Genomic DNA, 11,058 nt, shown 5'->3' with positions numbered 1-11,058 from the left:
TGATGCTCAACGAGGAGTCCCGGATGATCGCCCTCGTGGTCACCGGGATCATCGTGATCGGCGGGCTGGCCATCTGGATGCGGTTCGACACCGTCGGCCAGCGGCGCAAGGAGGCCCAGAAGGCCCAGGTCGAGGCCGAGTTCGAGGAACTGTCCGAAGAGCCGGCGGCAGGTGGCTTCCCGGTGCCGCCGCTGGACCTGCCGCACTACCACGGCGTCTCCCGACCGTGAGCGGCCCGGAACCCCGCCCTCCCCGGGGGAGGGCGGGCCGCCGGTCCTGATCAGCCGAAGCGCAGCGGTAGCGTGTCCGGGCCCTGGATCCCGAGGGGGCCCTGCCAGGCGACCGGCCCCGCGACGGAGGGCGGGCCCAGCCGGGCGGCGAGGATGGGCAGCGCCTCCCCGATCTCGACGCGGGCCAGAGCCGCGCCCAGGCAGTGGTGCGGGCCCGCGCCGAACTGCAGAGGGGGATTGTCCCTGACCGCCGTGATGTCGAATCGATCGGCGTTCTTGTGCGCACGCGGGTCGCGCTGGGCGATGCTCACGCACATCGTGAGGAACGTCTCGCGCGCGATGCGCAGTCCCTCGTAGTCGAAGTCCTCCGCGGCGAACCGGTAGATGGTGCCCGCCGAGGGAAGCCAGCGCATCACCTCTTCGACGGCCTGGGCCGCCAGCTCCGGCCGCTGCCCCACCAGGGTCCACTGGTCGGGGTGCTCGGCGAAGACGACCATCGCGTTCGCGAGCTGGTAGCGGGTGTTGTCCTGGGCGCCGAACACGAGCGTGACCAGCAGGTTGCGCAGCTCGTCCCTGGTGACTCGGCCGTCGTCGGCCTGGTAGGCCGCGACCAGGGCGGAGCTGAGGTCGTCGGTGGGCCTGGCCGACTTCTCCTCGATGAGGAAGTCGGCGTAGTCGTTCAGGCCGCGTACCGCGGCTTCCACCCTGGTGACGACGTCGCCGCCGGTCGCGAGGCTGAAGACCAGGCCGATGTCCCTGGTCCAGGCTCCGAACACGTCGTAGTCCTCGGGCGGCACGCCGAGCAACCGGCACATGACCGTCAGCGGCAGCCGGGAGCCGAAGTCCTCGACGAACTCGCACGTCCCGGCCGACGCCAGGCCCTCGGTCAGCTGCTCGGCCTGCTCCCGGATGAACGGCCGCAGGCTCTCCACCGTGCGCGCGGTGAACGCCTTGCTCGTCAGGCGGCGCAGGCGGCGGTGGTCCTCTCCTTCGTGGTTGACGATCATCGGGACGAACCAGTCGTAGATCGGGCCGTCGAAGATCCCGTTCGTCTCCAGGTACCGCTTGCCGTTGTGGTCCAGCCTCCGGTCGCGCAGGAGGTCATTGGCCTGCTCATAGCGCAGGACGAGCAGGCCGATGGGGCTGGTCGCGTACCAGCTTTCCGCTTGGGCCGCGGAGACCTCGGGGGCGCCGAAGTCGAAAGCCGGATCCAGGACGTCGAGGAACGGCACGTTCGGGGGAGTGGGTTCCTGGCCCACGGATGTCGACAACGTCATCCTCCCTGCAGAGATGGGCGTACGGTCCACACTCCCCGGCATCACGGCGAAAATGAAGTAACGCGCCACGCACTCTTTTGAGTCATGACCATCCGTCCGGCGCGATCAGGACGCCGTGTTCTTCTTACGGAAGGCGGCCAGTTCCTTGGCGGCCTCGTTCAGATCCTTGGCGGTGTCGATGGCCCGCCAGTACACCCCTTGCGGCAACTCATATCCCGCCAGGCGGCGCTGGCGGGCGAGGTAGGGGAACGTGCTTCGCTCATGGTCGCCGACATCCGGGAGCATCGAGGCGAACTCGGCGGAGAAGACATAGACCCCGGCATTGATCGGATAGGGCGACGGCGGAGCCTCGACGAAGTCCAGGACATTGCCGAAACGGTCGATGTCCACGGTCCCCCAAGGGAGCCGAGGGCGAGCCAGGGCGAGGGTGGCATGGGCGTCGCGCTCATGGTGGAAGTCCGCCATGGCGCGCAGGCTGAAGCGGGTCCAGATGTCGCCGTTGGTGGCGTACCAGGGCTCATCCGGTCGGGGCAGGGAGGCGGCGGCGAACTTCAGCCCGCCACCACGCCCGAGCGCTTCGGTCTCGATCACCGGGGTCACCTTGAGCGGCAGACTCGCCCCGCCCAGCCAGTCGAGCACGACCTCGGACAGGTAGCCGCAGGAGATGATGGCATCGGTCACTCCCTCCGCCGCCAGCCATTCCAGCTGGTGGCCGATGATGGGCAGGCCGGTGCCCGGGATCTCGATCATCGGCTTGGGATGGGTGTCGGTGTAAGGGCGCAGGCGTGATCCCTTGCCACCGGCGAGGATCACGGCCTGGGTCACCGGCCGCGACACCAGCGGCGACTCACCGGCGGACGGGATGAGATCATCGAAGGTCATCCCCGCAATTTATACGCGGTCGAGTAACTTGCGCCGACACGCTCACCCGGCCCCGAAGCGTTCGGCGAACGCGGCCCGGTTGGCCGACTCCTCCGACCGGGCCCACACCGCGAACACCACCCGTTCGAACACCCCGCCCTCTGCCAGGTGGGCGTGGAAGGCCGCGGCGACCTCATGCGGGTCGTTGCGGAACACCCCGCACCCCCACGCCCCGAGCACGAGCTGCCGCGCGCCGTGGTGCGCGGCGACCGCCAGCACGCGTCCGGCACGCTCGTGCAGCGCGCGCCGGATCCGCGGCCCCGCGCCGGGCTCACGCCGCAGCAGTTGCCCGGCGTTGGGCGCGGGCGAGGTCAGGAACGAGACCGGGTACGGCTCGCTCAGCAGCCGGCCACGGTCGTCGCGGTGCACCGGCACGTCGGGAGACCAGATGACCCGGTGGCTGTAGAGCAGGTCGGAGGAGGCGCGGTGCGCGGCGTAGTAGTCGGGGGCGTTCAGCAGACACGGGTACAGCAGGCTCGCGCGGCACAGGTCCTCCTCCTGCGCCTTGGCCCCGCCGAGGTAGCCGCCTCCGGGGTTGCGGGCCGAGGCGAAGTTCAGCACGGCGATCCGTTCGGCGCCCGCCAGGTGCAGCCGCCGCGCGGCCTGCAGGCTGCCTTCCGCGGTGACCTCGAAAGACGTGCGGCGGCCCGCGGCGGCCGGCGCGGCGATCGGCTCGTCCGGCGGATGGCTCACCGTGCCGGCTATCGCCGCGGCCAGCGCGAGACCCACGGTGACGAGGGTGCCGTCCTCGGCGGTGTACCGGCCGTCGGCGGCGATCTGCTCGTTCACCGTCGCGACATGGCTCAATCTGTTGCCCACACGTCCGCATCGTAGATCGTGATCGCCGCTGCGATCGAACGATTTTGCGGCCCGGCCCGTCCGCGTGGGCGGCCCTGCACGCGGTCGAGTGCTGTCTCGTCCGGAACATGGCGGGTCGGTGAAAGCCGGGTGCGGTGCGCGAGCGGCAGGCTGTCCTGGCCAGGCAAGCTGCTGTGACAAAGGGGAGCACTTCCATGTCGACTGTCGTGATCGCCGCCGCGGCCGTGTTCTTCCTCGGGATGGGCGTTTACGGCCTCCTCGCGCCTGCCGCGCTGATCAGGCCGTTCCGGATCGTGGCCGACTCGGCCGAGGCCCGGACCGAGGTCCGTGCCGTGTACGGAGGCTTCGGCGTGGCCGTCGCGGGCCTGCTGCTGGCCGCGGCGGCCGACGCGGGCGGGCTGCGGACGGGCGTGGTCGTGACCGTCGCCGGGTCCCTGCTGGGCATGGCCGCCGGCCGGCTGGTGGCGCGGTCGGTCGAGCGGCCGTCGGCGTTCTATCCCTCGTGGCTGTATTTCTGGGTGGAGGCCGTGGGCGGTGGCGCGCTGCTGGCCGCCATCGCCTGGTGAGCCGTCCCGTCACACCAGGGGATCCAGGCACCGGATCGTGAGCCGCCGGGAGAGCAGCGCGCTCGGGGGAAGGCCGAACATCGCGTGGAACGCGGTGCTGAAGTGGGAGGGGCTGGCGAAGTAGCCGTCGGCCGCGGCACGGGTGAGGTTCCCGCCCGCGGCCAGCGCACGACCGGCCCGGTGCATCTGCGCCCACAGCCGAAACCTCCGGTACGAGGTGCCCGTACGTTCCCTGAACAGCCGCAGGAAGCGTGACTCCGACAGTCCCAGCTCGGCGGCCAGCAGCGCGGCGGGCAAGGGCTCGTCCGCGCCGATCAGGCGGCGCATGGCGGCGGCGATCCGGGGGTCGGTGAACGACGGCGGCTCATGGCCGGTGGCCTCGTCCGCCCAGGCGGCGATCTGCCGGTCCGGGCTGTGCGCGGAGATGGCCGCCGCCCGGACCAGAAGGCCGGCCTCGGCTTCGTGCCCGGTCATCACGTCGCCGTCGCCGGCGGTGAACCTGGCCCGGCACGCCCGGTCCTCGGCCGGGCCCGGGTCGAGGTAGAGGAAGACCATGCGGTCGCCACCCGCCGTGAGCTGGTGCCGGACCCGTGGCGGGATGAGGGCGGTCCGCGCCCGCAGTTCGCCGCCGGGCGCGCGTCGTACGGCGAAGGGCGCGTCCACGCCGACGGCCACGCACGCCACCGCGCCGGAGTGCGGGCCCAGCCGCAGGGACGGCCCCGCGTACAGGGCGCGGCCGGGCCACAGCCACACCGCCGCCTCCCCGCCCACAGCTTCCCGGACCGGAGGCGACGAACAGGTCCGTGAAAGCGCTGACATCGACGTCTCCCGCAGGCTTGCCGGATTATGAGGGTTCATCGGAGGATACGGCGCGCTTGTTCACCCATCGGCATCGCGTTGTCCTGCGGCACAATCGTGTGATGACCGATCATTTGTTGCCATTCATCGGCCTGTGCCTGCTGATCACGATTACGCCCGGTCTCGATACTGCCGTGGTCGTCCGCAGCACGATGAAGTCCGGCCGGTCAGCGGGTATGCGTACCGCGCTCGGTTGTGCGGCGGGGCTTTTCGTGCACGCCACGCTGGTCGCCTTTGGTCTGGCGGAGCTGTTGTTGCGCAGCGAGGCGCTGTTCGCGCTCGTCAAGTTCACCGGTGCGGTGGTGCTGGTCGTCCTCGGCGCCCGCTCGCTGTGGGCGGCCTGGCGCATCGGCCCCGCGCACGGAGGCGTCGAACCGGCCCTCACCGAGCCCGAACGGCGCGCCACGCCGTTCCTGCAGGGGCTTCTGACCAACCTCACGAATCCGAAGGCCACGCTGTTCTTCCTGGCTGCTCTCCCGCAGTTCGTGCCGGCCGGCTCGCCTGGCCAGGCCGTGCCGGTCGCTCTGGGACTGGCGATGATCGCTGTCGCCTTCAGCATGACCGGGCTGGGCCTGATCGCCCTGAGCGTGCACCGCGTTCGTCACCTGCTCCGCTCCCGGCGCGTCCGGCGCGTCCAGGAGGCGCTCCTCGGCGCCACCCTGATCGCGCTCGGAGTCCGGGTGGCCACCGAGTAACCCCCGGCCGTGCTCAGTGGCCGTCAGCCACGGCGCAACTCCTTGATCAGCTTGGCCTGCCAGTGGACCTCGCAGAGCAGCCAGCCCTGCACCAGCCCCGCCACGAAGGCGGCGGCGACCGGCGCGTACTTGATCACGCCCGGCGGCAGCAGCATCGCCAGACCGTCCAGCTCCCGCGTCGCGGGCCGGGCGGGAACCGGCGTGGCCGAGGGGGCCGGGGCGCCGATGAGGGTGGCGAGGTTCGCGGCGAACTGCTGCAGGAGCCGGCCGGACACGGTCGCGATGGCTCCCTGCCGAACTGCACGATCTTCCCGCGGATCAGCAGGTCGGTGCGGACCCGCAGCAGCGACCCGGCCGGCGCCTCCGCCACGGTGAGGATGACCTCGGCCTCGGCGTCGCCGCCGCCGTGCGTGTCGGCGCCCCGCCCCTGCAGCCGCAGCAGCCGCCGCCCGGCGTCCACCTCCAGAAAGCGGACCGTGCCGGTGTACGCGGCGGTGACGGGGCCGACCTTGACGGTGACCCCACCCTGGTAGGCGTCGCCGTCGCGGCCGTCGAGCGCGGCGCCCGGCAGGCACGTCACGACCCGTTCCACGTCGCTGATCAGCGCGAAGACCTCGTCGGGCGGGGCGGGGACGGTGATCTCGTTGTCCAGGATCATCGCGCGTCTCCCCGGGCCTCGTGCCGTTCGCGGGCGCACCGTTCGATCGCGTCGACGATGCTCTGGTAGTCGGTGCACCGGCACAGGTTCGAGGACACCACCTCGCGGATCTCCTCTCGTGTCGCGTCGGGACGTTCGGCGAGGAATCCCTCGGCGAGCATCAGGAATCCGGGCGTGCAGAACCCGCACTGCAGCCCGTGGCAGGCCGAGAAGGCCCGCTGCAGGTCGTTCAGTTCGCCGTCGTGGGACAGCGACTCCACCGTGCGGATGTCCCGCCCCTCGGCCTGCGCGGCGAAGATCAGGCATGCGCGTACGGGGGCGCCGTCGATCAGGACCGTGCAGGCGCCGCAGACGCCGTGCTCGCAGCCGACGTGCGTGCCGGTTAGGCCGATGTGGTGGCGCAGCACGTCCACCAGCGTGTAGCGCGATTCGATCACCAGGTCGTCGTGGCGCCGGCCGTTCACGGTCAGGCTGATCAGCAGTTTCTCCGTCACGGGCACGCTCCGATCGCCCGCTGCACCGTCTCGGGCCTGATGGGGGTGTCGTCCAGCTCCACGCCGGTGGACCGCAGGGCGTCGTTGACCGCGTTGAGCACGGCCGCCGGGGCGCCGATGGTGCCGCCCTCGCCGGCGCCCTTCGCGCCGCTCTCGGTGAACGCGCACGGCGTCTGCAGGTGGTGGATCTCGATGTCCGGGATCTCGCAGGCGGTGGGCACCTTGTAGTCGATGAACGACGCGCACTCCGGCTCCCCCTGGGCGTCGTAGGTGACCCGCTCGAACAGCGCCCCGGCGATGCCCTGCGCGATGCCCCCGCGGCACTGGCCCTCGACGACCTGCGGGTTGATGGCCACGCCGCAGTCCTCCACGCAGACGTAGCGCAGGATCTCCACCTGGCCCGTGCCGGGGTGCAGCTCCACGACCACGCCGTGCGCGGCGTTGGAGAACGTGCCGTCGCCCTGCACGTCGAACGACGCGCTCGCGGTCAGTCCCGGCTCGGCGTCCTTCGGCAGCAGGTGCGCCTTCAGGTAGGCCACCTCGGCCAGCTCGCGGTAGGTCAGGGCGCGCCCATGATCGTCGCGCCGCCGCACGGACCCTTCGTGCAGCTCGACGTCGTCGCCGGTGGTGTCCAGCAGGTACGCGGCCAGGCGCAGCAGCCGGTCGCCCAGCGCGCTCGCCGCCCGGGCGACGGCGCTGCCGCCGATGGTGGCCGACCGGCTGGCGAACGTCCCGAACCCGTACGGGACCCGGTCGGTGTCACCCTGATGGATCTTGACCTGGGCGATGTCCAGCCGCAGCCGGTCGGCGACGATCTGGGCCATCGTGGTCTCGTGGCTCTGCCCGTGGCTCATCGTGCCGGTGGTCACGGTCACGGTGCCGCTCAGGTCCATCCGCGCCTCGGCCAGGTCGAAGCCGGGCACCACCGCCATCTTGCGCTTGGCGAACGCGGCGGAGCCGTAGCCGGTGCGCTCGTTGAAGCAGGAGTAGCCGATGCCGACATGGCGGCCCTCGGCGGCGGCGGCCTCCCGGCGCTCGTACCAGCCCTCGTCGCGCAGCAGCCGCTCGCAGAAGTCCAGCGACTCCAGGTAGGAGCCGGGGTCGTAGGTGACCTCGTTGACCCCGGTGTAGGGGAACTCGGTGATCAGGTTGCGCCGCCGCACCTCCACCGGGTCCAGGTCCAGCTCGCGGGCGGCCCGCTCCATCAGCCGCTCCATGACCATCACGATCTGCGGCCTGCTCACCCCTCGGTACGGCGCCGACGGCGCCTTGTTGGTGGCGACGGCCCGGGCGCGCACCCGGTAGGCGGGCACCCGGTAGACGCCGGGCAGCTCCGCCGAGGCCATCAGCGGCTCGATCCCGGCCGTGAACGGATAGCAGGAGTAGGCGCCCATGTCGCACACGATGCCGGCGTCCAGCGCGAGCATCCTGCCGTCCTCGTCGAACGCGGCGCGCACGTCGTAGTGCTGCTCGCGGGCCAGGAACGACGCGGTGAGCGCGTCGCGCCGGTCCTCGATCCACTTGACCGGGCGGCGCAGCCGCAGGGCCGCCGCGGCGGCGGCGAGCTCCTCCCGGCCGACGACGCACTTCAGCCCGAAGCCGCCGCCCATGTCGGGCGCGATGACGCGTACGGCGCGCTCGTCCAGGCAGAGACATTCGGCCAGCAGGGTGCGGACCAGGTGCGGCACCTGCGTGCAGGTGTGCATCACGAGCTGTTCCTCGCGCGGGTCCCAGCTCGCGACGGCGCCCCGGGTCTCCAGCGGCAGCGCGTTCTGCCGGGCGGAGTTCACCCGCACGCTCACCACCCGGTGCGCCCCCGCGAACACGGCGTCGATGCCCTCGGTGGCGAACATCGACACGTCCACCAGCGTGTTGGCCACGGCGGCGGGGTGCAGGAGCGGCGCGCCGGGGGCGAGCGCCTGCTCGGCGGAGACCACCGGCCGGTCCGCCTCGTAGGTCACCCGGGCCGCCTCCACGCCGTCCTCCACGGCGTAGGGGTCGCCGGCGAGCACGACGGCGACCGGCTCGCCGACGTAGCGCACCCGGTCGCGGGCCAGCACCGGCATCGCCGTCGGCACGAACTCCGACGGCGGCCGGTCGAGGATCGCGGTGATGTCGCCCAGGTCGAGGTCGGCGGCGGTGAAGGCGGCCACCACGCCAGGCGTCGCCAGCGTCGCGGACAGGTCGACTCCGGTCACGGTGCCGTGGGCGACCGTGCTGCGGACGAACTGCGCGTGCAGCGTCCCGGGCAGGTGGAGGTCGTCGACGAACCTTCCGTGACCGCTCAGCAGCCGTGGGTCCTCCAGGCGGGCGGCCGGCCTTCCGACCCAGCTCATCGCGTCATCGCCGCCTCGCAAGCCCGTTCGACCAGGGTCCGGGTGAGAACCCGGCGATATCCGGAGCTGCCGCTGCCGTCCGACGGCGGGTCGATGGCCGCCGCGGCGGCCTCGGCGCATTCGGCGAACGTCCCTCCGCCGGCCAGCACCGCCTCGGCCGCCGGAACCCGCACCGGCGCGGGGGCGACGCCGCCGAGCACGACGCGGCAGGCGTCGAGATCGACGGCGGCGGCCACGGTGGCGAAGTCGCCCCGCCGCTCGGCGTGCTCGGTGAGGGCCGCCCGCGGCGCGGGGCGGGGGAACACCACCTCGACGATCAGCTCCTCCGGCGCCAGCGTCGTCGTGTAGAAGCCGAGGAACAGGTCCCCGGCGGGGACGCGGCGGCGGCGCCCGCTCGCCCCCTGGACGACCACCTCGCCGTCCAGCAGGAGCGCGAGCAGGCACCACTCGGCGGTGGCGTCGCCGTGCGCGAGGCTGCCGCCCACCGTGCCGCGGGTGCGGATGGGCAGGTGCCCGACCCACCGCATCGCCTCCCGCAGCACGGCGAAACCGGGGCCGAGCGGCGCCCGCTCCACCTCGTGATGCGTGGTGAGCGCCCCCACGCGCAGCGCGCCGTCCTCCTCCTGGAGGCGGGCCAGCTCGCCGCGCAGCCCGCCCAGGTCGACCAGGTGCGCCGGCCGCGCGAGGCGGAAGTTCATCATGGCGACCAGGCTCTGGCCGCCCGCGAGGTATTTGGCGTCCTCGCCCAGCTCCACGAGCAGGGAGATCGCACCGGCGACGTCGCGGGCGCGGTGATAGGTGAACGGCGCGGGCTTCATCACGTGCTCGCGGTCACCGTGTCGCCGGACGGGTCGGTGATGCGGTCGAGCTCCCGGCCCCTCGTCTCCGGCGCGGCGATCGCCATCCACAGCACGACCGCCAGCACCAGGGCGCCCAGGGCGACGAACGTCATCGTCAGCCCCAGCGTCGGCCAGAGCAGGCCGCCGAAGATCATCGGAATGAAGCCGGAGGCCACCCGGCTGACCGAGGACGCCCATCCGAAGCCGCTGGCCCTGATCCTGGTCGGATACAGCTCGGCGACGTAGGCGTACAGGACCGGGATCGTGAGCTGGACGACGAAGCCGAACGCGGCCAGCCACAGCAGCGCCGCCGACCTGACGTCGAGGTACAGCGCGAAACCCACCAGTGCCCCGGCGCCCACCGGGGCCGAGACGCCGATCACCCACTTGCGGCCGACCGCCTCGATCAGCCATGCCGAGACGAGCACGCCGACGATGCCGACCGCGGTCATGAGCGTGGTCTTGCCGAAGGCCGCGTAGTCGGTGTAGCCCTCCTTGATGAGGATCGACGGCATCCAGCTCAGCGCCACGTAGTACATCGTCATGATCGTGATGAACAGGAGCCAGGCGGCGGAGGTCACCCGCGGGCTGAACGCCCAGACCAGGCGGAGCTGGCCGAGCGCCGCCCGAAGGCCGCGCGATGCGCCGTCGTCCACGGGTGGCTCGATGACGTACGGCTCGGGCGTGGCGCCGGTGCGCCTGACCAGGTCGTCGATGATCGTACGTGCTTCCTGCTCGCGGCCGGTCCCGGCCAGGTAGAGCGGCGACTCCGGAATGCCGCGCCGCACCCAGAACAGCAGCAGCGCGGGCAGGATCATGACGGCGAGCATCCACCGCCAGTTGCCCGGCAGGGGTCCGAGCAGGGTGGCGGCCACGCCGCTCAGCGTCGCGCCGACGGGCCACCAGACGTCCATGGCTGCCAGGACCTTGCCGCGCAGCCGGCTCGGCGAGAACTCGCCGACCAGCGCGTAGTCGACGGGGATGCACCCGCCCAGACCGACGCCGGCCAGGAACCTGAACAGCAGGAAGACCTCGAAACCGGGGGCGGCCGCGCCCACGACGGAGAAGAGCGCGAAGATGAGCAGGGTCAGGCCGAAGGCCCGCTTGCGGCCCATGCGGTCGGCGACGGTGCCCCAGGCGACGGCGCCGGCCGCCATGCCGATGAGGTTGGCGGTCGCCACCAGGCCCCGCTCGCCGAGCGACAGGCCGAACTCCGTGCCCAGCAGGGGAGTGAGAAAGCCGTTGAGCGCGACGTCCCAGGCGTCGAACATGTAGCCGAGGCCGCCGATGACGAAGATCTTGCCCTGGACCCGCCACCTCCACGGCAGGTCCTGAACGATCTGGTCTCCTGTTTTCATGGTTCCA

The 11,058-nt window shown here is 71.9% G+C and carries 12 protein-coding genes and 1 pseudogene; 3 read left to right on the top strand and 10 right to left on the bottom strand.

Features of this window, described 5'->3' with window-relative positions; translation table 11 throughout:
* Positions 1-230, top strand: a pseudogene (locus AB0J87_RS62185) (NADH-quinone oxidoreductase subunit H); the annotation flags it as partial.
* Between the two features lie 50 nt (positions 231-280).
* On the opposite strand, the gene AB0J87_RS62180 reads toward AB0J87_RS62185, so the two are convergent.
* The 3 genes from AB0J87_RS62180 to AB0J87_RS62170 form a co-directional block, all read right to left on the bottom strand.
* Positions 281-1,501 (bottom strand): cytochrome P450, encoded by a 1,221-nt coding sequence (locus AB0J87_RS62180; protein WP_363985139.1) that lies wholly within the window; start codon positions 1,499-1,501, stop codon positions 281-283.
* A 111-nt stretch (positions 1,502-1,612) separates the two neighbouring features.
* Positions 1,613-2,389 carry a nucleotidyltransferase family protein gene (locus AB0J87_RS62175; RefSeq protein WP_363985137.1) on the bottom strand — a complete coding sequence of 259 codons (777 nt, stop codon included), beginning with the start codon at positions 2,387-2,389 and terminating at the stop codon, positions 1,613-1,615.
* Between the two features lie 42 nt (positions 2,390-2,431).
* Entirely contained in the window at positions 2,432-3,247 is an 816-nt protein-coding gene (locus tag AB0J87_RS62170; protein WP_363985135.1) for a TIGR02452 family protein, read from the bottom strand.
* 194 nt (positions 3,248-3,441) lie between these two features.
* Between AB0J87_RS62170 and AB0J87_RS62165 the strand changes: the two genes are divergently transcribed.
* Positions 3,442-3,813 (top strand): DUF4345 family protein, encoded by a 372-nt coding sequence (locus AB0J87_RS62165; protein ID WP_363985133.1) that lies wholly within the window; start codon positions 3,442-3,444, stop codon positions 3,811-3,813.
* Between the two features lie 9 nt (positions 3,814-3,822).
* Here AB0J87_RS62165 and AB0J87_RS62160 read toward each other — a convergent pair whose 3' ends face one another.
* A complete protein-coding gene (locus tag AB0J87_RS62160; protein ID WP_363985131.1) occupies positions 3,823-4,566 on the bottom strand; it encodes a helix-turn-helix domain-containing protein in 744 nt (247 codons plus the stop codon).
* A gap of 50 nt (positions 4,567-4,616) precedes the next feature.
* Here AB0J87_RS62160 and AB0J87_RS62155 point away from each other — a divergent pair, with 50 nt between their 5' ends.
* Complete coding sequence (locus AB0J87_RS62155) at positions 4,617-5,366, top strand: LysE family translocator (protein WP_363985129.1); 750 nt, start codon at positions 4,617-4,619, stop codon at positions 5,364-5,366.
* 23 nt (positions 5,367-5,389) lie between these two features.
* On the opposite strand, the gene AB0J87_RS62150 is transcribed toward AB0J87_RS62155, so the two are convergent.
* Genes AB0J87_RS62150 through AB0J87_RS62125 form a run of 6 tightly spaced genes read right to left on the bottom strand, consistent with a single transcriptional unit; the run spans position 5,390 to position 11,051 of the window.
* A complete protein-coding gene (locus tag AB0J87_RS62150; protein WP_363985127.1) occupies positions 5,390-5,521 on the bottom strand; it encodes a hypothetical protein in 132 nt (43 codons plus the stop codon).
* On the bottom strand, positions 5,500-6,024 hold the full coding sequence (locus AB0J87_RS62145) for an SRPBCC family protein (protein ID WP_363985125.1): 525 nt from the start codon (positions 6,022-6,024) through the stop codon (positions 5,500-5,502). The genes AB0J87_RS62150 and AB0J87_RS62145 overlap by 22 nt, the downstream gene beginning before the upstream one ends.
* Positions 6,021-6,518, bottom strand: coding sequence for a (2Fe-2S)-binding protein (locus tag AB0J87_RS62140; protein ID WP_363985123.1), 498 nt, complete (start codon positions 6,516-6,518; stop codon positions 6,021-6,023). Before AB0J87_RS62140 ends, AB0J87_RS62145 begins: the two co-directional genes overlap by 4 nt.
* Entirely contained in the window at positions 6,515-8,854 is a 2,340-nt protein-coding gene (locus AB0J87_RS62135) for a xanthine dehydrogenase family protein molybdopterin-binding subunit (protein ID WP_363985121.1), read from the bottom strand. Before AB0J87_RS62135 ends, AB0J87_RS62140 begins: the two co-directional genes overlap by 4 nt.
* Complete coding sequence (locus AB0J87_RS62130) at positions 8,851-9,672, bottom strand: FAD binding domain-containing protein (protein ID WP_363985143.1); 822 nt, start codon at positions 9,670-9,672, stop codon at positions 8,851-8,853. Before AB0J87_RS62130 ends, AB0J87_RS62135 begins: the two co-directional genes overlap by 4 nt.
* Positions 9,672-11,051, bottom strand: coding sequence for an MFS transporter (locus AB0J87_RS62125; protein ID WP_363985119.1), 1,380 nt, complete (start codon positions 11,049-11,051; stop codon positions 9,672-9,674). Before AB0J87_RS62125 ends, AB0J87_RS62130 begins: the two co-directional genes overlap by 1 nt.
* Between the last annotated feature and the right edge of the window lie 7 nt (positions 11,052-11,058).

It is taken from the genome of Nonomuraea sp. NPDC049625, assembly GCF_040675285.1.
In the GTDB taxonomy this organism is placed as follows: domain Bacteria; phylum Actinomycetota; class Actinomycetes; order Streptosporangiales; family Streptosporangiaceae; genus Nonomuraea; species Nonomuraea angiospora_A.
The sequence above is the reverse complement of the archived record's forward strand: the minus strand, read 5'-3'. Positions and strand labels throughout refer to the sequence as shown.